Source organism: Microbulbifer echini, assembly GCF_041447225.1.
GTDB lineage: Bacteria > Pseudomonadota > Gammaproteobacteria > Pseudomonadales > Cellvibrionaceae > Microbulbifer > Microbulbifer echini.
The window spans coordinates 65389-86580 of sequence record NZ_JBGMEL010000016.1 but is presented as its reverse complement, the minus strand read 5'-3'; the positions used below and the strand labels follow the sequence as shown (position 1 = coordinate 86580).

The following is a 21192-nucleotide window of genomic DNA, read 5'->3' as shown; positions in this document are numbered from 1 at the left end:
CAAGCACCGGATCAGGCCTTTTCGCGTTTCGCCAGTAACTGAGCCAGTTTATCGCTACCGCTGACCTGGCCACCGGGCTTGATGCCCGCCGCCTTCAGTTTGGCGTCGAGGCTGGAGCCCGTTTCTTCGGTAGCCAGCTCTTCTGCTGCTTCCAGCTCCGCCGCACGTTCCTGCTGCTTGTTCTTGATACGATCAAGGCTATCTAGGGCCGTTTTGACTTTGCTGTTAGCTCCCATATGACGGGAGGAAACTGCCACCTGAGCTTTCTGCACAGACTCAGTAGCTTTGACTTGGTCAATCTGCTGCTCCATGCGGCGCACATTCGTTTTCGCCTTGGCAATATTCCCTTTCAGGGAGCGCTCAGAATTAAGGAAACCTTCCAGCAGGCTCTGTTCAGTTTCGAGTTGGGCCTCAAGCTCCGAAACTCGCTCGGCACACTCGAGTGCCAGACTCTCATCGCCCTTCTCATTAGCGTTGATCGCATGCGTACTATAGGTTTCGACATCCGCTTTCAGCGAATCCACTTTACTTTCGGCCAGTTTGCGTTTGGCCATGATTTTGGTCAGGTTCTCATCACAGGCTTTCAATTCGGCTTTTGCCTCTCGTAACTCCTGGTCGAGGATACGGATAGACTGACTGTCCGCAACCGCTTCAGTACCTTCGTTGACCGCGCCTTTCAAGGCAGTCCAAATTTTTCTCAGGCTCATGCTACACCCTCCATTTCAAAATGATCCGCATATAAGTCCAGGAAGTCACCCACATTGGAAAACAGGGTTTCAACTTCTTCAATAACCACTTCGTCTTTGCTGGATACCGAGAGCGCACCAAAGGCGACATAGTAGTGCTCACCACCAATCATCTTGATGGCAATCGCCGTCAGGGGAACCAACTGATGGGTCTGGAGAATCATCTCGTTGAGCGCGGCCACATCAACTACTTGGCTCACCGGAAACAAAATGCTCTCGACAACGATCTGCTTCTCACCGACATAAACAAATGCATCGACACCCTCATCATTGGAGATGCTGAGGCACTCTCCCTCAGGCTCCACCACCCACCCAGTGTGGTTTTCCGCCAACTGGCGTAGATTCTCATGGTTCCAGGTCATCTCAACTCCCTCGCTGTGGAATATCAGTCACGAATATAGCATCAAAAAAAAAGTGGTCAATAACTTATTGCAAACTTATGTTGCAAATAATACACATAGGGATAATATTTACCACATACGTGATATCAAATGTAACAGAGTAGAGCCCATGGATCACAAGCAAAGCCTCGGCAATCAGCAAGCACTGGCTCCTTACAAGCAGGCCATTGCCCGCTATGTACGTGCATCTATGGCTATGAGGGGTATGCGCTACGGAGATCTCGCCCAGGCCCTGGCTGAAAGGGGGATATCAATGACCACGGAAAACCTGCGCAGCAAGGTGAGCAAATGCATGTTTTCGGCAGACCTGCTAGCTGCCATCATTGATGCCCTATCGGTTGAAAATAGCGCCATGCCTGAGATCCTCAAGCAGGCACGGGAGCTGCAAGATCAAGGACTCTATACCGAGCAAGAGAAAAGCTAACACGCCCTTCCCCTCGGCACCAGTAACGGGGCAAATTGGGGGATACACTGAGCAAGGTCTCGAAAGCTCAACAAGAGCCTCCCGATGGATCAAGTCGACCAAACAGATCAAATCGACTAGTAGTGGTGAAGCTTATAGACAGGCTCACCATTGCCGCACTTACCTACCACCTCAGGCTCGGAAAGTTTCGCACCAGCTGGAATGACTTTGTTGGTGGGCCACCAGACAAAACAGGCGTAGCGGAAGTTGACTGCCCAGTTACAGTACAGGCGACCGTCATCCTCCTCGTAAAAACGCGCCTGACAAAAGCTCAGGGTCGGGCTTCTCACCCCCTGCTGCTGTTGAGCATCCACAAAAATCACATCTACAGCCGCTACGGCAGATACCCAAAAACAGGGTATCAATAGCCACAATTTCATAGGCACTCTCGGCGTAACTGCAAACCGGACTCCCTTAAGCCTAGCAGGCCCGGCGCAAACTTCATTGTATGCGCGCACGCTCACTAGCCCCAACGGTTACTCCTGTTTCAGCACTTCAAGAATGCGCCTTAGGCAATCCCGCCGGTCCTGTGACCAACTGACATAGGGCAGCGGTAACACCTTAACCCCTGCCCGATACAATACCTTGTAGGTCTGGATAGTAAAATGTTGTCGGTATTCTCCCGGATAACCAATCAAGTCCACCCCTAGGATATGCCCGCGGTATTCACAAACCACATCTATGCGCTGACCGGCAATTGGAAAAGCGATCCAGTGCCTGATATGCGCCTGCTTCAGCCCAGCGCTAACCTCCCTGGCAAACTCACAGGGAAACGCTTTCTGGGAAGCCTTGGAGCCGGCACCGAGGGAAAAAGTAAGATAGCGGCGCAGTAGATGCTCATTCGGCAAGGAATCCGGGTTAACCGAATAGGCCACCAACTGCCTCTCTTTGGCCCGGGTTACCGCCACATTGAACATATCAGCGCGATTGAGATAGGTTGCCGCGCGCAGGGACTGACTATCTACTGCCAACGAGAGGAGCATCACGTCCCGCTCGTCCCCCTGAAAACCATAAGGTGTTGCTACACGCACCGAAAAGGAAGACAACTTTTTAGCCGAAAAGGCCTTGCCCAACTCCACAGCGAGGTAATCTGCCTGCTCCCGGTAAGGGGACAGCACCCCCACCGTTGGCTTCACTGGAGAATCGACATAGCGGTCCATATGCTCGCGCAAGCGCTCAATAACCCAGTCTTTTTCCACCCGATTCCTACCGTTTTTTGCACGCCGCCCCTCAAGGTTATGCAAGGTAAGAGCACCCTCATCCGAAGCGCCTGGGCGCGCTTGCATCACTTTAAGCCGATCGGCATAAAAAGCATGATTACTGAACGCGATCAGCTCCGGCTGGCTGCGGTAGTGTTCGTCCAACAAGGTAACCGCCTCCTGACTTCTCAGGGAGTCGGAGACAATATCCAACAGGGATTGATCGCGATAGCTTAGAGACGCCGGCAATTCCCCTGAAGCATTAATCTCACTCCACAGGCGCTGCTGCGCCTGTGCTGATAAGAAAGACACATGACGCAGCTGTTTTCCATCCCCCACCACAACCGCGCGCTTGGCTCGATAGAGTGCCGGTAGAGCACTGGCAATATCACACTGAGTGGACTCGTCAAAGATCACCAAATCAAACAGCTCCCGTGACAACGGCAGTATTTCATTAAGCTCATCCAGGCTCGCAAGCCAGATTGGATAAGCCTGTAATACAGCCTTCATATTCGTCCGGGCAAAACGCTCCGCTTGAGTTTTAGAGGTTCTCGCCCTGAGGGCTTGGTGAAAATGGGTTAGATGCTGCCTTTCTTTGCCAAGAAGTCTCAATAAAGTCTCTTTTCGGTAGGTATTGATATATCCAGCAGACTGACGCTCAAAACAGTTACGTAAATGGCCAATAGTATCCTGGAACGCCCAGAGAGCCTCCGTATCCAGTCGTCGACGCAATACGCGCGCGCTCAGGGCAGAAAGCCAACCTCCACCGACGCCAATCGCCTGGGCAATTCGTAGCGCCCACTCAAACCGCCGCTCAGCTCTGCGCAGTGACTTGAGAGTGGTTTTTAGATTGCTTTTTAATTTGACTGTACCTATCTCCGGCGGAGCTATACCTTCCTTGAGTAGTGAGTCCAAGTGCGCCTTCAAACTACGAACAAAGCCCCGCTCTCCAGCATGCACATAGCCTTCGCTCAACCCATAGGTATCACGCAATTTTTGTCGAACCACATCAATTGCTTGAGGAGTTTTGGAGACAACCAGTACAGTACCTCCATGTAACATTTGATCGATCGCCATTGCCGCGATAGTAAAACTCTTACCGGTTCCAGGCGGTCCGGAAATAAGGCTTAGCGGCAGATTTGCGGCATTATGAAGTGCCCGCTCCTGGGCAGCACTCAACAACCCAGGTAACATTTCCGGCTCGCTATCACTCTTAAGATAATCACCACTTCTTTCGCCGAGGACAGCCGTTAAAGGTACCGAATACGCTTGAGCCTGAGACAGCTGACGCAGCTCATGGATTACCCCTCGCGATCCCCTCGATCTATCAGCCAATAGCACTGCACAGGCACTGATTACCCTAAGTACCGAGCGACTTGCCCACTCTTCGTGGGGGCTCGAGTGCAAATTTGGCCAACGGCCAATTTCTCCAATACCCTCCAGCTGGGTATTCTCCTCAAGCCAGCGCCCCATGGCCGCCACTTGAGCACTATCCAAGGGAAAACTCGGCACGGGAAAAGTATCCGTGACACTGGGATCAACATCCACTTTGAGAATTAGGCGAAGTACAGGCAAATTAATACGAAGATCCGCTGAGTGGATCTCGGCAAAATATTCTTCTTCACAATAAACCTGTGCAGGAAAGTACAGGAGTGGAGCGCACAATTTACGCTTTGAGATAAAACCAACCTGAGCAGGGAGTAGACCGGAAATAAAAAAGACGGCATAAATCAAGCTGCGTTCTTTTCGGTAGGCCTCCGCCTGTTCGGAAAGCTGTGCCACCGAGGTGCTCACCAATGGAATACGCGGCAGCTCTTCACTGGATAAAAAGTCCCGATCAGAAAGAAACATGCGGCGATTATTCGCAAGCTTAGCAACATTACCCAACGATAAGTCATGATTATCAGCTTGGTAACAGCGTCTAAAATATTCAACCAATAACTTCGAGGAATCCTGCATAACTGACTGCTTTTCCCTATTGAAGGGAAAATGCTACCCGAAATTGCCTCAGTGGGACAGGCGCTCCCTCGACAAGGAGCCTGCCGAACCCCCTAATGGAAAAAAGCGGCGCAAAGATGCGCCGCGGATAAGCCTAGACAGTTGCGAGTCAGTAAACCTCTAATAACCCGAGGCTTGCAAACGCATTACCCCTTTTCGCTCTTCCCCACCATAGAGCGTAACTGCTGCGATTCAGCGGAACTCAAGCTTAAATTATACTTTTCGACGATAGAAATAAATCTCTGCACATAGATCTTTCCGACAGGTGCATAGGGCGGCATCCATTGGTCCGGGCCCTTGTGCCCCTTACTTTGATTACGTCCATCGTCTACCAGCCACAAGTTATCGATATCCTCGGCAAACTGTCTCTTCAACTTACGACTCCACTTTGCCCCACCGTGATCATGAGCCCATTTTAAAGGCACTATATGCTCTACATCTAAATCCGAAGCTCTGCTGTAAAAACTACCTGTGTAGGGATCCAACCATAATCCAGTATCGACTTTACAGCCATTGGAGCGGGTAAAGGTAACTGGCGAGAGAGAATAGCGTATCAATAGCTCGTGACGGGTATCCTGGCAGTCCCGATCTACATCCGACCACTTAGGTAACCACTCATCCCTCTCATAGGTTACTGCCAGGGCCGTAAAACTCAGTGAAAACAAAAAAACAGATAAAAAAATCTTTGAAAATGACCGAACACTCATACATCAACTACCAATCAAATCAGAGTGTCAGATTACAAGAAAATTACAGTTAAGAGTATGTACCAGTTCAAATTGGGAGGCGGACACCATGAAGTCTTTCAGCGGGTTGTTATGTATCGAATACTTATTCTTTAGTTCCACCCATCAAAAACTAGCAGGTTCTGCCAGCCATTTGAAAAACCATTGGTGTAAAAAATTGGCCAGAAATTGGAAAAAGAGTGCGCAAGGAAAAGCGGTCGTAAAAAGAAAAATCCCGCACAATGTATAACCAACATCGCGCGGGATTTTAAAATTACCCTCCAATAAGGTGGGCGTTAAGATCGGCTGTTTCTATCAGGCTGAGACCGGCTCTTCGGCAGAGGTTTTTTGCACCGCTGCTCCGGCACCGGCACCGCCCTCCACTTCATCGGGTTTAACCTTATGGAAGATCGCATAGAAAACTGGTATTGCGATTAAGGTCAAGATGGTAGCAAAGCCAAGCCCCCCCATAATTGTCACGGCCATATCCGCAAAGAAAGCGTCGAACAAGAGCGGTGACATGCCCAAAATAGTAGTGACAGCTGCGAGGAACACCGGACGCAAACGACTCACGCTCGCACGCTGAATCGCGGTCAGCCTGGGAAGGCCTGCATGGGTTTGCACCTCAATCTCGTCAACTAAAACCACAGCATTTTTAATCAACATCCCCGACAAGCTCAACACCCCGAGAAGTGACATAAAGCCAAACGGTAAGCCGGTTGCCAGCAAACCAACAACCACGCCCACCAAGCACATTGGCACCACCAGCCAAATAATGACGGGTTCACGTACAGTACCGAATAAGAGAATCGATACCAGAATCATAATCAGGAAACCTAGAGGTAACCCTTTGCCCAGAGACTTTTGCGCATCCGTCGAGCTTTCATATTCACCACCAAATTCGAAGGTAAAACCCGGCGGCAATTGCATACTTTCCACCCAGGGGCGGATTTTACCGAAGGCTGCCATAGCAGTGACCCCCTCAGGCGCATCTGCACTGATCGTAATAGTCGGAACACGATCGCGTCTTTGGATCAGCCCCTCATCTGCCGTTACTTCAAAGTCGGTAATCAATTGCCCCGCCGGAATATATCCTTGGTCATTGGGGCTCCACACCAGGCGGTCTTCTAAAGAGCCAACCTGGTTGCGATCCCCTTCAGGCATACGGGCAATAATTGGGATAATCCGGTCACCACTTTCAAAGTCGCCCACGGTATAACCCGCAGTAGCAAACTGGATCATACGGCTAATATCCGTATTCGTGACGCCAGCCACTCGCGCACGTTCATCATCCAGATGCGCATGAATAGCCGGCTCTCGGCTGCGCCAGTCATGACGAATATCCTCAAGCCCCTTGTCGCGAAATTGCTGCTCAACTGCCTGAGCGAGCCCGCGCAGGGTCTGGTAATCCTGGCCAGAAATACGCACTTCCACATCGGCACCACCACCGGGGCCAAACACTAAACGTTTAAAAGTGATCAGCGCTTCTGGTTGCTCTTCACGTAGACGCACCCTGGCCCGCTCGATTAATTGGGGGATTTGCTCCCGCGTTTGAGCTCTGACAATCAATTGGCCGTAAGAGGCGTTAGGCGGCTCAGGAGCATAAGTCAGCATAAAGCGGTCAGCCCCACGACCCGCAACAGCCGTCACCGAGGCCACTTCCTCTTGCTCTTTGAAAAACTCCGTTGCCCGCTGCAGTGCCTTATCCGTGCGATTGATGTCACTACCCTGAGGCATGTAGTAATTGACATAAAACAGCGGAGCGTTGGAATTAGGGAAGAATCCCTGCTTCACAAAACCAAAGCCAAAGTAGCTGACCAAGGTCACTGCCACAAGAAGGCCAATGGTCAGGCCGCGATGCTTCAGCGCTCCGGCCAAAGCACCGGAGTACATATTGTAGTAACGACCGTTATAGGGATCCTCTGAGTCCGAGTCCTTCCCAGGCTTAAACAGGTGGTAACCCAAATAGGGCGTCACCGTAACGGCGAGGATCCAGCTGAGTAAAAGGGATATTCCGATCACAGCAAACAGGGAGAAGAGGAATTCTCCAGTTGCATCATCAGACAGACCAATGCCGGAAAAAGCCATGATACCGATAATGGTGGCACCCAGTAGCGGCCAGAATGTTTGGCGTACCACTCGGCTAGCGGCGCTCTTGGGCTCTTCATTTCTCTGAACCCCCATCAACATGCCTTCCGCTACCACGATGGCGTTATCAACCAACATGCCCATGGCAATAATCAGGGCACCGAGGGAAATCCTCTGCAGATTCAAACCAAAGAGGTTCATGATCAACACGGTTCCCAACACAGTGAGGCCGAGCACAGTGCCCACCACTACGCCAGATCGCCAGCCCATAAAAAGACAAAGCACAAGGGTGACGATAACTACAGAGGAAACGAGGTTAAACAAGAAGCCATCGACACTTTCCTCCACCACCCGGTGCTGCTCATAAATCGGATGGATTTCAACGCCCAACGGCAAAGCCAGCTTTACTTTTTCCAGCTTTGCTTCTACTGCCTTACCAACATTCACAATATTGGTATTTTCAGCACCAGCCACGCCGAGCAATATCGCCTGTTTTCCGTCGAAGCGGGCTATAAAACTCGGGCTTTCATCATATCCCACCGAGATATCAGCAATATCACGGATAGCCAGCATTGCGGTCGAGCCCGGAACACCCACGAGAATATTGCGAATCGCTTCCAAATCACTAGCAGGGTTGTCTACCAAAATCCGGGTGCGCAAATCCTGTCCACCGATTTCACCAACTTTTTGTGTGGAGCTTTCTGATTGCAGAACTTGCGCCAAGTCATCCAAAGAGAAGCCAAATTGGGCGAGGCGGGATTCATCAATATCCAGGTAAGCAACCTCATCGATGATCCCGGAGCGAGATACTTTTGCCACCCCTTCTACACCGAGCAGCTCGCGACGAATGGCTTTGGTAATTTCGCGCATTTCAGTCAGCGAAAAGCCTTCACCAGTAATCGCGTAATAAATACCATAAACTTCTCCAAAGTCATCATTGACAACCGAGGGATAAGCCCCGCTGGGGAGGTCACGCTGGGCATCGTTGACTTTTCGTCGCAACTCATCCCATACCTGAGCCAGCTCTGCAGAGGCGTATTGATCTTTTATCTTTACGCGGATTTCCGACATACCCGGGCTTGATGTCGAGGTTACAAGATCCAGCTGGCCCATTTGTTGAATGGCCACCTCAAGCTTTTCTGTTACCTCCTCTTCCACCCGTTGAGCGCTTGCTCCAGGGTAGAGGGTGAACACCCGAGCCTCTTTAATCGTGAAAGCTGGGTCCTCGAGGCGGCCAATATCCGAAAGCCCCCAAAGTCCACCAATCAGGCAGATCAGCATCAACAACCAGGTGTAAACCGGCTTTTCAATAAATAAGTCAGAAATCTTCAAAACATTCCCCCCCTGTTAACAGGGCCAGAGCTCAGATACCAATTAGCGCTGTACATAATTGCGAACTTTTGCGCCGTCGTAGAGATGTTGCCCCCCCGCCGCCACCAGCTTCATCGCCGACGAGAGCCCCTCAGTAATTTGTATGGCTTCACCATTGGTGCGGCCGAGGGCTACTTGAACCCTGGAAACAGATTGGTCTTCATTAATCTTCCAGACATAGGGCTTGCCCTCACTACTACTCTGTACCGCTGCCAGGGGAATCCAGAAGTCCTCACTGCCTTCTTTCATTTTGACAGTAACTCGAGCCGTCATGCCGGGAAGGATCTGCACATTCTGAGGGCGCGGCATACCCAGCTCCACAGCGTAAGTCTGAGTCACATTGTCAGCCTCCGCCTGATGTTCGCGATATTTGAGCGCAAACTGTTTACCAGGTAGGAATTCAAACTCAGCAACCACGGAGCTGATCTGCTCTTCATTCACCGTGGCCAACATTTTTTCGGGTACAGAGATTTGGATTCGAACCTCAGAAATATTCTGTAGCCGTACAATTGCCTGACCCGGCTGGACATTGGTGTAATTCTCCACAAGCTGTCGCGTCGCCAGAGCATCGAAGGGAACTCTGAGCTGGGTATAAGCCAAATCCTGTTCCGCTCTTTCCAGTGTTACTTTGGCCAGGTCAAAGTTACTTTCTGTTTCATCCAGTTGCTGCTGAGAAATCACTTTCGAGCCGGCCAGGGAACGTTGACGCCTCAAAGTCTTTTCCAGAAGCTCTACATTCACTCGGGTCTCTTTAACCCGTCGGCGGTAGTCCCGATCATCCAGCTCAGCGATCAATGTATCTTTGGGAATAATCTCCCCCTCGCGAATATTCAACTTGGCGAGTTTCCCCCCCACCTGGAAAGAGAGATCCACGCTCTGCACAGCTTTCACCCGACCAGCAAATTGTCGATCCGCCACTTTGGTCGTGCTCTCGACTGTGGCGACCTTTACCGGCCAAAGACGCTCCGCCTGCTGTTCGTCTTTTTCTGAGCCGGAGCAACCCGCAAGAATTACCGCTGCAGCCATCAGCAAGGCCATGGGGATACGAGAATTTACCGACAATTTCATATTCGTCATCCAAAAGCGTATTTGAAAAAAAATCAGGTGAGATCTGCAGAAAGCGTAAACAAACGTTCACGCAAACGGTCGAGCATGGGATCACCCTGCTCCATAACACCCAGCACACGTCCAAAGAACATACCCTGGGCAGCAAGAATCAATAGTTGAGCGAGCTCTGGGTCGTTGTAGCTACTGGAAATTTCATTGCGAAGTTGAGCCTCCTTGACCTTAACAGGCTCCAACAGAGCCGGGTCCTCAGCTACGGCAGCGATTAACGAGCGCGGCAACCCCTCGTCATCTTCCATTAATTCAAAAATAGAGCTGAGCCGAGAGACCACCAAGTTGCCACCAGCGGTTGCACAGGCAGCTGCGCCGGCATCCTCCCTGGCAATGGCCGATTCCAGCATCGCCTTTAAAAGGGACTGCTTAGTCCGGAAGTGATGAATCAGACCGCCCTTACTCAGTCCACACTGGGCTGCCACAGCATCCAACGTGAGCTTGCGTGCCCCTTTCTCTCGAACCACCTCTTCCGCCGCGCGGACTATGGCAGATTTATCGACTCTAGACACATGACCTCCCAGGCATCTTTCACAAACCAACCGGCTGGTCGGTATCTTAACCTGACTCGGGAAAACGTCAAGTTATGCTACCCTCTGTCACCATCATGCCGGGGGACTTCTGAGCACTCTGCGGGCTTTGAGGTTGCCGGGTATCAGACGCTGTTCGCCACCATGGCTTTAACCGTTTTCAGCGTATAAGACAAGGCTGTAACTTCGATGACTGAGGGAGCTCCCACGCCCACCAAACAATCGTTCTTGGTAACCTTGGTTTTCGAAGCATTTACACAACTGCATGACCCATAAAAATTTTTTTTAGCCCTGCTTCGGAGCCACCTATGACGGATCACGCCTGCCCATGCGGCTCGGGCAAGAAATTCAAACGCTGTTGCGACCTCTATCTCTCAGGACAGGCCTACCCCAATACCGCCGAAACTCTGATGCGCAGCCGCTTCAGTGCCTACTCAATGGGAAATCTGACATATCTAAGAAAGACCTGGCACCCGGATACCTGTCCAAACCTCAACCAAGAAGACCTGGAAACACAGTGGACCCGACTGGAAGTCGTTAAGTGTAAGTCCGGACTGAAAAGGTCAATTGTGGAATTTAAGGCATGGTATACGGAGAATGACCAGGAACATGTGATCCATGAAATATCCCTGTTCAAGCTGTATAAGAAAAGATGGGTTTACCTGGAGGCACTCCCAGGCTGGTCAGATTGAGGGCGTGACTTAATGACAGGTAAAAAACGGTAGCGCCAGAGAAACATGCTCGATCGCTAGCGGGGGAATATCGCGGGAGCGTCTGCACTCCCGCACCTCCTTCAACATTTTTTGCTTACCGGCAAAACGAACACCCGACTTTGCCTTCACGTGGGCACCGCCTTTTCCCAATAGTGGATTGCGCGCGACATAACTGCGCAACTTACCACCGGTCTCTGGTGGAATCTTTTTCACATCAAACCCCCTTTAAATAAACTGCCAAGAAAATGGCAAAAATAAAACGCTCTTTCACAAATTTCAAACCTGTGCCTCCCCTAATCTTCAAATAATTACAGAGAAAATTCCAACCCTACCCCTTGATACAAATTACCTGGCGCAGAGTGTGCACCACTTCGACAAGGTCTGACTGATTTTCCATAACTCGGCTTATATCTTTATAGGCCGCCGGTATCTCATCAATCACCCCCTTGTCTTTGCGACAACAAACACCAAGAGTCTGCTCTTCGAGGTCTTGGCGCGCAAACCTCTGGCGCGCCGCAGTGCGACTCATCTTGCGGCCGGCGCCATGAGCACAAGAATGAAATGACTCAGCATTTCCGCGCCCACACACGATAAAGGACCGGGCCCCCATGGAACCTGGAATAATTCCCAGCTGGCCTTTTTTCGCGCTAATCGCCCCTTTTCGCGTAACATAAACATCCCGCTCAAAGTGCCGCTCACGCACAACATAATTGTGATGGCAGTTAATCGCTTCAGACGTTAGCGTGAATTTTGGCAATTGCGTTTTCAGACAATTCATAACAAGCTTCATCATCTCCTGCCGGTTGACCCGGGCATACTCCTGAGCCAAGTTCACCGCCTCAATATAATCAAAAAAATGCGGATTCCCCTCAGAAAAATACGCCAGGTCTTTATCCGGCATATTATGCATATGACCCGCCATATCCCGACGGGCTAACTGAATAAAGTGCTGTCCGATGGCATTACCAATACCCCGACTACCGGAGTGCAGCATCACCCAAACTGCATTCGCTTCATCCAGACAGATCTCAATAAAATGGTTACCACCACCTAAACTACCCATTTGAGTAACCCAGGTTTTTTGTGGCTGGTGCAGTTTCTTCAGTAGCCCAGGATGTTTTTCAAATAACCTATCCACACCGGGAGCTAAAATTTTGCAGGCAGATTCCCTGGCAGAGATCATCTTATGACGACCCTGTCCAATGGGTACTTTCACCTCAATGGCCTCCCGCAATGCTTTCAGGTTGTCTGGCAACTGATGGGCATGTAGCGAAGTCCGCACCGCATTCATTCCGCAGCCTATATCCACTCCCACCGCAGATGGGATGACAGCACTCAGAGTTGGAATCACCGACCCAACTGTCGCTCCCTTACCAACGTGGACATCTGGCATTACCGCAAGGTGAGAATGAATAATGGGCAACTGAGCAATATTTTTAAGCTGCTGCAATGCCATCGGTTCAACTTCATCAGTATATATTTTCACCGGCACACTACCCGGTGGTGCATTTTTATTCAGCACGAATTTTACAGGCATATAGAGTCCTTGGATTTATCCAATAAATCAGCAAAAGCTCTTCAAAACCTAAAACGAAAAAGCCCCGGCAGACGCCAGGGCTTTAGAAAATTCTGGCTTGAAAAGCTCAATCACTTTTCAAGCACAAGCACATGCACATGAAAAGCAATTAAATAAACAGGTTGTTGATATCTACGTTTCGCATTTCATGACTCCTTCGTGGCTGCGGTGCACACTTAACAGATGAGTAGCTAATTAAATCTACTGTGGATTTTATTGTCTAGCCACGGTATGTCAACCTAATTCTCGCCACTTAGGTAGTATTTCTTCCTAAAGCCTGATTTCTACTCTCAAATTCAGAGCGACTCCAGCATTTGAAATGCAATTGTTATCTCACAACAATACAATGCGCATCCAACAACCGACTCTCTATCAGATCGAAAAATGAGTATTGACCCAGAAATAATCTTTGAAGACGAATACCTTCTTGCCGCCTACAAACCTGAAGGCTGGCTCGTACACCGCTCAGAGATAGATCGTCACGAAATACGTATTCTTCTGCAATACTTACGGGACCTGAGCGGCCAGCATTTATTCCCAGTGCACAGATTGGACAAACCGACTTCCGGGGTAATTGTCTTTGCCAAAAGCAGCGAAGCTGCAGCCCAATTACAACAACAGCTAAAAGGGGAGCACTCTCAAAAAAAATATATTGCAGTCTGTCGTGGTTACTGCCCCGAGCGGGAAGTAATCGATTACCCCTTACCACCGGTAGCGGACTTTAAGCATCAACGCAAGCGCTCGAAATCGGATCTTCCCCGCCAAGAAGCCGTTACACTTTTACGTAGACTCGCCACTGTGGAATTACCCTACGAAGTTGACCGCTACCCCAACAGCCGCTATTCACTGGTAGAAATTCACTTGAAGACTGGCCGCCGCCACCAGATTCGCAGGCACCTCAAACATATCCACCATCCGCTGATTGGCTGCCCCAAATACGGAAAGTCCTCACACAATCGCTTTTTTTTGCACCAATTTGGTTGTGGGAGACTGCTATTACATTCAGTAAGGCTAGAGCTGAAACACCCTGTTAGTAGCGCGCCATTAGTATTTCAAGCCGAACCCCGGGGTGAGTTTAAGAAGCTGCTGGAAACATTTGACTGGGTTGAGGCTTCCAGAGCCTAAGCAGGCAAGCATTAAAAACAAAGAAGCGAAAAGAAGCTTAGATAATTAAATTTTACTTGCTGACGACGATAGGCCACCTGTCAGCCGCGGCAGGTTACTCTACAGTATTAACTCGCCGGATTATTTGCCTGATAAGTGAAGCAGGCGACGAACGGTACTCTCTTCTAAACAGCCAGCCACTCAAGTTGAGTCTCCCTGGCCAGCCTGCTCCTCAGTGCCTTTTTTACGCGCACCGAAAAGCCCTTTTTTCTCCACTTCCAACTTGGGATGCGGTCTCAAAAAATAACGCAGCTTATCCTTTTCCCACATCGCATCCTGGTAGCCAAGTTCTATCAGCTCCTCAATATAAGGCCGCTCAAAAAGCAGATAACTGGCTGCGGAGACACCACCTCCAGCTCGGGTCGCCCCGGTAGAACGAAATAACCAACGTAACGCGGGTGGTAAAAACTGTAATTTTCTCCCCCCAAGCCGAGCGAGACTCTGTGAAGGCTCAATGACCACAGACTCTACAGGCCGCAAAGGAGCCAAATCCGCAAACTTTTGCTCATCCACAGAATCAAGCAAGGTATTGACACGATCCATATGTTCCAGGTCCCCCTCCAAGCTATCAATAAATGCGGCGTTGAACCATTGTGTGGCAATTTGAGCCATTGATGGGGAGTGAATTTGGCTATCGTTGCGTCGACTTCCCCAATGTATGGGTGAGCGATTATCAGACACACCAACGACAAAAACACGTTTGGCGCCGAGGTGAAGAGCCGGACTAATTGGCGCCATCTGGCGAATAGCGCCATCGCAATAATAAATATCGTTGATTTTTACCGCGGGAAATATTGCAGGGATTGCAGCAGAGGCCAACAAATGATCGACGGTCAGCTGTGTGGCAATGCCAAAACGACGGAAACGTTGCCAGCTGCGCACCCCATCCGCTGCCTGATAGAAACTGACGGATTCACCTTCACTGTAAGAAAGCGCATTAATACAAGTCGCGTGAAGGTAACCCGAATCGATATTTTTTTGAATATTATCAAAATTAATCACCTCCCCTAAAAGCTTGCGCAAAGGCGCATTATCGAGAAGCGCGAGGGGCTTTTGCCGGCCTACCCCCTGGTTGAATAGGGATCGACTAATCGACAGCAGGTTACCTAAGAGGCTGAACCAGCTGGTCCGGTAAACACGCTCCACGCTCAGGCTCATCCACACCGAGCACATGCTCTCGATAGCCTCTTTAAAGGTCCCTGGGTGGGCCGCCAGCATCATTGCATTCATGGCGCCGGCAGATGTTCCACAAATAATTTTAAACGGTCGAGGGTTATCTTCCGGCACTACCTCTGCCAGAGCCTTGAGAACACCGGCCTGATAAGCCGCACGAGCACCACCACCGGATAGTACCAAAGCGCTGTTCTGCACAGGAACCAAGGACTTTTCGCTACCTTTAGACACTGTAATCTTCCAACAGAAACAGGCCGCAAATGACTCTTCTGGCTGTAAGGCTATTGAAAAGTGCAAGTACCAACAAACACCATTACTTATATAGCGGAATATGACAACCCATAACCCGACTCACTACTATTTTTCAGCTCCAAATAATCTAGTGGTCAAAGGGCCATATTCACTACGTAACGGCCAATACCATGGCCACGATGGAGGCGAGCAAGGAACTCCGGCGCCTGTTCCAGCGATATATCCTCAGCTATAAGCTTCAGCTTGTCGCCGATATACCACTGATCAGCCAGTTTTTGCCAAACAGCGGACTTATTTGCTATTGGCAACTCTACGCTATCGACACCCAGAAGGCTGATGCCACGCAAAATGAAAGGGAAAACATTTGCATGGAATTGAGCGCCCGAGGCCATACCGCAGGCCGCCACGCCACCGCCGTAAGCCAGGGATTTAACCACATTAAAAAGAGTTTCCCCGCCAACGGTATCTACCGCCCAAGCCCAAAGCGGCTTAGCCATGGCCTTATTGGCAAAGGGAGCAAGAGTATCCCTATCCAGAACCTTCCAGGCACCCAGTTCAGTCAAAAAATCAGCCGCCTCTAACTTTCCTGTGACCGCAGCCACACGAAAGCCCAAATTCGCAAGGAGAGCCACGGCTATCGAGCCTACGCCCCCAGTGGCGCCCGTAACGAGAACCTCTCCATCTTGCGGCACGGCACCTGCTTCCAACAATCTATCTACGCAAAGAGCTGCAGTCAGCCCGGCAGTACCCAGCGCCATGGATTCCCATGCACTGAGCCCCCTCGGTAGGGGCAAGACCCACCCTTGGGGCACAGAAACGACTTCAGCCAGGCCCCCAGATGTGTTCATTCCTAAATCATAACCAGTGACCAGAAGTTCTACCCCCGGACTAAAAGCGCCAGTTTTATCCTCTAGCACGGAAGCTACCGCATCAATCCCCGGCGTGTGCGGATATTCCCTGGTAATGCTGCGGTTGCCAAATGCAGACATTGAGTCTTTATAGTTTAGGGAGGAGTAGGAAACACTTAACAGTAGAGAGTTGGCTGGTAGGTCTCGAACATGGCGCGTCACCACCTGCTGATCAAACTTGCCTGTAGCAACTTCTTCAACCCGAATAGCCCGAAACTCCTTGTCCAGAATGCTTTTCATGCCGCATTATCCCTTTGGCAGTGTTAATCTCTAATTACCCCCTAAACAATGGTCCCTTTACTGAGCGTGGTGGCGCCAAGCAGTCAATCTTGAGAATAGGCGCGTCAGTGCCGATTCTACGCCCGCCTCAGCGGCCAGTCCCATTTTCTTGGCGATATTCTTCTTCTCTTTATATTCCACCTGGAACAATTCCACCTCGCGAGCGCATTCAGTCAGGTACTCGTCCGAGGTTTTCAACTCATCAACCAACCCCATTGAAAGGGCTTTTTGCCCGAACCAAACCTCTCCAGTTGCCACCTTGGCAACATCAAGATTGGGGCGATATTCACTGATAAAATGCTGGAAAAGCACGTGTATCTCCTCTAGGTCACTTTGGAACTTCTCGCGACCCTCTTCGGTATTTTCCCCAAACATCGTTACCGTGCGCTTGTATTCACCCGCGGTAAAAAGCTCATAATCGACATCGTGGCGCTTAAGAAGGCGGTTAAAATTGGGCAGCTGAGCCAGTACGCCGATAGAACCCACCATAGCAAACGGCGCAGCCAGGATTTTGTCGGCCACGCAGGCCATCATATAGCCCCCACTAGCGGCCACTTTATCAACTGCAATAGTGAGCTGAATTCCGGCACTGCGCACCCGCGCTAGCTGACTCGCTGCGAGACCATAATTGGCGACCATACCCCCGGGACTTTCCAGACAAAGGAGTACTTCATCCCCAGCTTCAGCCACTTGTAGGATCGCCGTAATCTCCTCGCGAAGATGAGAGAGGCCACTCGCTTTGATATCACCGTTGAACTGGGTTACAAAAATACGCTTTCGCTCACCGTTCGAACCGGCTTGTTTTTCGGGTTCTGCTTCAGGGGCGCCCTTTTGCAACACTTTGGCCCCGACCTCTGAGCTGGCCGCTTTAGACCCTTTCCTCTTCGCGGCTGCCTTATGTTTCTTGAGAAGCGCCTTTTCTTCCGCTTTTTTCTCTTTAGCCAGCTGTTTCTTTAGATGGGCAAACTCATGCTTTTCCATCACCGCTTCCAACAAAGTTTCCTTGAATTGCTCATAGCGGTCATTCAAGCGCGTTACGCTGATATGCCCCTGTACCCTCTCCTTCAATTGTTCACGATTAGCAAAAATAAACCCAATCAATACCATCAGAGCCACAATGACAGTAACGATTTTTGCCAGAAACAGGCCATATTCAATTAAAAATTCCACTTATACTCCAGATTGCTGCCTTGCAATTTTGATAATTATTAAGCTGCCCTACTGCCAGCCGTCCAGCGCGGAGGTCGCCTGCTGATTCAGTGGGCGCGCCAGTAAGCCGCTGTGGCTGATACGCACCTCGTAGACTGCACCATCCTCCATGGGCAAAAATGTTGCGCTTCCGTACACAGCATCAACGAAAGGAAAGGTTTGATCGAAGCCCTGCACAAATTGCCAAATATCGACGCCATAGTTTGTACCATCAATTTGGTGTACCGAGCGTTCGCGTATCCGCTCATCTTGCAGTGTTAAGTATCGACCACTGAGGCGATCCAGGCGATACGCGGGTTTGATACCCCAGCGCGCCAGAGGCCCCTGCCATTTCAGCATACGCGCATCCAGTTGCCACTGGTCGCCGTACAATTCAAACCTTTGCGAAATACCATCCGCATCGGAAAATTTTACCTCAAACTGCTGCTCGGCAATTTTCTTGAATGACACAATGCCGACACTGTGTTCATTCGCCAGGTTTCGATAGCTGTATACATCCGCTGCAACCAATACGATCCACAGGGCCAACCCAAAGAAAACCAACCCAATAGAACCACGTAAAAAGCCCATCACCCAGGTACCGCCAAGCAATACCCTCGTCCCCCAAAAAATGAGTAATAGGGCCAATATGGCTATCAAAAAGGTAATCAAGAGATACATATTTATATTGAACTCCACACTGCTTAATCCGGATCGCCAGAAAATTTACGACGCCTGCAACTCCATAAAAGTTTGTATCAACTGCCCTGACAACGTTTGCACCGGCGGAATAGCAGGCAGAGAACGGTAATGAAACCACTGCGCCTCCTCAATCTCATTCGGGTCGGGACAGAGTTCGCCCCCCTGCCACTCAGCCAAATAACCCAACATCAACTGCCCGGGAAAGGGCCAGGGCTGACTGCCGACATAGCTTAGATTTCCCACCTCAAGCCCAACTTCTTCACGGACTTCCCGCTTCAGGGCCTGTTCGGCACTTTCTCCCGGCTCGATAAAGCCAGCCAGCGCTGTATAAGTGGTATTTCTACGGTTGGCGTGGCGCGCCAGCAGACACTCCTCCCCGCGGGTAACGAGCATAATGACGCAAGGTGAGATCCTCGGGTAGACCGTGAGCTGGCAACTTGGGCAAGACCTGGCCCTGTCGATAGAGTGGTAGTGTGTTGCCGTGCCGCAACGACCACAAAAGCGGTGATCCCGATCCCAATAGGCCACCTGTAGAGCGCGCCCAGCCAGGGCAAACAGGTGCTCCTCGGTAGAAGTCAGCAGGCTGCGTAGATTGCGCCAATCGTGGCCCTGTACATCCAGTTGGGCAGACAACACGCGAACGCCACAACTTCGCCCGCCCAGCTCACCAAGGTAATGACTGGAAATAACGACTGCGCTCGGAAGCATATTTGCTTCGTGAATGAACTGCTCCCCTACACAGAGAACCAAGCCTTCCGCCACGATAATCTGCTGGGAAAACTCTGGGGCTCCCCACACGTTTGCGGCGGGCTCAAAGCGATCTACCAAAAAAGTGACTCCTTTCTCAAACTAAGCCACCTCAACGGGACAGCCCAGGGCCGCCAGGCTCTCCACTGCCAGATTCAGGGACTGAACATCCGCTTGGCGATGCAGCTTCACCTCACCGAGATAGTATTCGAGGCTGATAATGGCATCGGCAAAAATATCCAATAACTGCTCTACCTCAGGCGCGGCATCGTGTCTATCTACTACAGTTTCGACAAAACTCAACAGGCCTTCGACAACCGCTGCGGCACGACGGAGATTGAGTACAATCAGACCGCCCCTAACTGAGTTTAGGGTGGTGGATACATTGCGGATATGGCCGTGATCAAAACCAGAATCCGCATAAGCGGCCAGGGCCCGCTTGATCAGAGCCAGCCCAGCTTCGGCTTCCTTGAGTACGGCAACTTCCGCTTCGGCCAGCTGGCTATGCTCGAACGCGATATCCGCATGACCGTATTCGTCGAGATCAATGCTGGTACTTTGCTTCAAAGCCCGTACGGTGCTATCCACCATTAATACTTGGCCGGTTAATTTCTGCAGCGCTGCGTCTGCAACAGAACCACCGGCTCCCGCTGCACTCTGATATTCGGCCACAGCATTGCGCAGGCTTTCGCCAATCCGCTTGAAGTTCAACATCTGCAATGTACCGGCAACCCTCTGCAGGGTACTGGCCAGGCCATCGTTTTCATCGATATCGGATACACCAATCATCTCGATATTATCGAGCATTCGCCGCACACCGGATAGCTCCTCATCCAGGGCGTTGGCAACAGCTGAAATTGCCGTAGCGCCAGGACCTCCGAGGCTCGTGCGCTCTCTCTCCAGTTCATCTTCAGTGTATTCAAGCGCTTCGGCAGAAAAGGCACTAAGTAGCTTTGCTCCACCCGCATTGGGCCGGGAAAGAGCCAACCAATAGATACACTCTTTCAAAAGAATTGGTGGAGCCGGCTGGTCCAAGGCGGTATCGCACTCTTTCTGCAATGCCCGCAGCCAGCGATCAAACATACTGAAAACCATAACTCGCGAGCGACTGATGCGCATTTCACCAGCGGCCATGCCACCAAGGGCAGCACCAGCCACCACCCAGAGGCGCCCGTTGGGACGTCCAGTAGTGATACTCGCTATGCGCTCTAATGCCCGAGCCATCATTGTGAAGGCCGGGCCGCGGGGCTTGCCGCGTAACAGCGCTAACAGGCCAACCTGGTACATATGGCGAAACCTGCGGACAAAACTGCGCAAGTCCTCAGACATCACTGCCGAAGCCCCCATGCCGGGTATCGAGGCACTCAGATTACAGCGAAAAAAATGGCTCTCAGGTACAGGGGGCTGGGAACGCGCCGCGCGTAAATTATTAATAAAGGGTATTAGTAGCTCCGGGCGAGCAATCGCTCGGTTTTGCACAAAATCAAGATAGCGGCCGAGCACATAAAAGGCCGTGCCCAGAGCTTCCATCAGCTCTTCGGTCGGCTGCTGGCGCTGCTCCAGTACTTCAGTCAAAGCAGCGATCTTCTCTTGTGTCAGCAACTCACCCGCGTGGAGCTGCACCATTTGCAGGACTCCGCTCACCTGCCTGAGGGCAGCCAGACATTCCTCCAGTGACTGTTTTCGGGTGGTATCTGCTGCAAATTTGTCCAAGTGAGCGGCAGCACTATCTATTGCTACAACCAGCTCATCCTTGACCACATTGACAGAAGTGATGTTGATCTTGCGCAATTCACTTTTTGCCTGCACCACTGCATTCTTCCTGTAACCGAACAAAAAACAACCGACCCGAA

General features: G+C 50.9%; 20 protein-coding genes. 4 read left to right on the top strand and 16 right to left on the bottom strand.

What is annotated here, in order from left to right:
• Positions 1 to 11: 11 nt before the first annotated feature.
• Positions 12 to 707, bottom strand: a complete 696-nt coding sequence (locus ACCI51_RS15510; RefSeq protein WP_299583391.1) for a PspA/IM30 family protein — start codon at positions 705 to 707, stop codon at positions 12 to 14.
• Positions 704 to 1108, bottom strand: a complete 405-nt coding sequence (locus tag ACCI51_RS15505; RefSeq protein WP_299583388.1) for a DUF2170 family protein — start codon at positions 1106 to 1108, stop codon at positions 704 to 706. Before ACCI51_RS15505 ends, ACCI51_RS15510 begins: the two co-directional genes overlap by 4 nt.
• A 148-nt stretch (positions 1109 to 1256) precedes the next feature.
• On the opposite strand from ACCI51_RS15505, the gene ACCI51_RS15500 reads away from it, so the two are divergent.
• Positions 1257 to 1571 (top strand): DUF6471 domain-containing protein, encoded by a 315-nt coding sequence (locus ACCI51_RS15500; RefSeq protein ID WP_371844376.1) that lies wholly within the window; start codon positions 1257 to 1259, stop codon positions 1569 to 1571.
• A gap of 116 nt (positions 1572 to 1687) precedes the next feature.
• Here the strand turns inward: ACCI51_RS15500 and ACCI51_RS15495 are convergent, their stop codons facing one another.
• The 3 genes from ACCI51_RS15495 to ACCI51_RS15485 form a co-directional block, all read right to left on the bottom strand.
• A complete protein-coding gene (locus ACCI51_RS15495; RefSeq protein ID WP_299583382.1) occupies positions 1688 to 1990 on the bottom strand; it encodes a hypothetical protein in 303 nt (100 codons plus the stop codon).
• A gap of 96 nt (positions 1991 to 2086) precedes the next feature.
• Positions 2087 to 4768: a DEAD/DEAH box helicase gene (locus tag ACCI51_RS15490; protein ID WP_371844375.1), complete on the bottom strand. Its 2682-nt coding sequence runs from the start codon at positions 4766 to 4768 to the stop codon at positions 2087 to 2089.
• A gap of 185 nt (positions 4769 to 4953) precedes the next feature.
• The gene (locus tag ACCI51_RS15485) at positions 4954 to 5514 is read right to left on the bottom strand and encodes a GmrSD restriction endonuclease domain-containing protein (protein WP_299583376.1); all 561 of its coding nucleotides are present in this window, start codon (positions 5512 to 5514) and stop codon (positions 4954 to 4956) included.
• A gap of 88 nt (positions 5515 to 5602) precedes the next feature.
• On the opposite strand from ACCI51_RS15485, the gene ACCI51_RS15480 reads away from it, so the two are divergent.
• Positions 5603 to 5782 carry a hypothetical protein gene (locus ACCI51_RS15480; RefSeq protein WP_371844374.1) on the top strand — a complete coding sequence of 60 codons (180 nt, stop codon included), beginning with the start codon at positions 5603 to 5605 and terminating at the stop codon, positions 5780 to 5782.
• Positions 5783 to 5847: 65 nt separating this feature from the next.
• Here ACCI51_RS15480 and ACCI51_RS15475 read toward each other — a convergent pair whose 3' ends face one another.
• From ACCI51_RS15475 to ACCI51_RS15465, 3 genes are read right to left on the bottom strand one after another with little or no spacing between them, the layout of a single operon-like run.
• Complete coding sequence (locus ACCI51_RS15475) at positions 5848 to 8952, bottom strand: efflux RND transporter permease subunit (RefSeq protein WP_371844373.1); 3105 nt, start codon at positions 8950 to 8952, stop codon at positions 5848 to 5850.
• Positions 8953 to 8994: 42 nt separating this feature from the next.
• Complete coding sequence (locus tag ACCI51_RS15470) at positions 8995 to 10059, bottom strand: efflux RND transporter periplasmic adaptor subunit (RefSeq protein ID WP_299583370.1); 1065 nt, start codon at positions 10057 to 10059, stop codon at positions 8995 to 8997.
• Between the two features lie 32 nt (positions 10060 to 10091).
• The gene (locus ACCI51_RS15465) at positions 10092 to 10619 is read right to left on the bottom strand and encodes a TetR/AcrR family transcriptional regulator (RefSeq protein ID WP_299583367.1); all 528 of its coding nucleotides are present in this window, start codon (positions 10617 to 10619) and stop codon (positions 10092 to 10094) included.
• Between the two features lie 326 nt (positions 10620 to 10945).
• On the opposite strand from ACCI51_RS15465, the gene ACCI51_RS15460 reads away from it, so the two are divergent.
• On the top strand, positions 10946 to 11329 hold the full coding sequence (locus ACCI51_RS15460; protein WP_371844372.1) for a YchJ family protein: 384 nt from the start codon (positions 10946 to 10948) through the stop codon (positions 11327 to 11329).
• A gap of 9 nt (positions 11330 to 11338) precedes the next feature.
• Here the strand turns inward: ACCI51_RS15460 and ACCI51_RS15455 are convergent, their stop codons facing one another.
• Entirely contained in the window at positions 11339 to 11563 is a 225-nt protein-coding gene (locus tag ACCI51_RS15455; RefSeq protein ID WP_371844371.1) for a hypothetical protein, read from the bottom strand.
• Positions 11564 to 11678: 115 nt separating this feature from the next.
• On the bottom strand, positions 11679 to 12887 hold the full coding sequence (locus ACCI51_RS15450) for an RtcB family protein (RefSeq protein ID WP_371844370.1): 1209 nt from the start codon (positions 12885 to 12887) through the stop codon (positions 11679 to 11681).
• A gap of 423 nt (positions 12888 to 13310) precedes the next feature.
• On the opposite strand from ACCI51_RS15450, the gene ACCI51_RS15445 reads away from it, so the two are divergent.
• A complete protein-coding gene (locus tag ACCI51_RS15445) occupies positions 13311 to 14051 on the top strand; it encodes a pseudouridine synthase (RefSeq protein WP_371844368.1) in 741 nt (246 codons plus the stop codon).
• A 180-nt stretch (positions 14052 to 14231) separates the two neighbouring features.
• On the opposite strand, the gene ACCI51_RS15440 is transcribed toward ACCI51_RS15445, so the two are convergent.
• The 6 genes from ACCI51_RS15440 to ACCI51_RS15415 all read right to left on the bottom strand — a co-directional run bounded on the left by ACCI51_RS15440 (position 14232) and on the right by ACCI51_RS15415 (position 21151).
• A complete protein-coding gene (locus tag ACCI51_RS15440; protein ID WP_371844392.1) occupies positions 14232 to 15461 on the bottom strand; it encodes a patatin-like phospholipase family protein in 1230 nt (409 codons plus the stop codon).
• A gap of 188 nt (positions 15462 to 15649) precedes the next feature.
• The gene (locus tag ACCI51_RS15435) at positions 15650 to 16663 is read right to left on the bottom strand and encodes a YhdH/YhfP family quinone oxidoreductase (RefSeq protein ID WP_371844367.1); all 1014 of its coding nucleotides are present in this window, start codon (positions 16661 to 16663) and stop codon (positions 15650 to 15652) included.
• Between the two features lie 57 nt (positions 16664 to 16720).
• Positions 16721 to 17872, bottom strand: coding sequence for a protease SohB (gene sohB, locus ACCI51_RS15430; protein WP_371844366.1), 1152 nt, complete (start codon positions 17870 to 17872; stop codon positions 16721 to 16723).
• Positions 17873 to 17920: 48 nt separating this feature from the next.
• The gene (locus ACCI51_RS15425; protein WP_299583343.1) at positions 17921 to 18571 is read right to left on the bottom strand and encodes a cation/multidrug efflux pump; all 651 of its coding nucleotides are present in this window, start codon (positions 18569 to 18571) and stop codon (positions 17921 to 17923) included.
• Positions 18572 to 18616: 45 nt separating this feature from the next.
• Positions 18617 to 19420 carry an NAD(+) diphosphatase gene (gene nudC, locus ACCI51_RS15420; RefSeq protein ID WP_371844365.1) on the bottom strand — a complete coding sequence of 268 codons (804 nt, stop codon included), beginning with the start codon at positions 19418 to 19420 and terminating at the stop codon, positions 18617 to 18619.
• Positions 19421 to 19441: 21 nt separating this feature from the next.
• Entirely contained in the window at positions 19442 to 21151 is a 1710-nt protein-coding gene (locus ACCI51_RS15415; protein ID WP_299583339.1) for a hypothetical protein, read from the bottom strand.
• Positions 21152 to 21192: the final 41 nt, after the last annotated feature.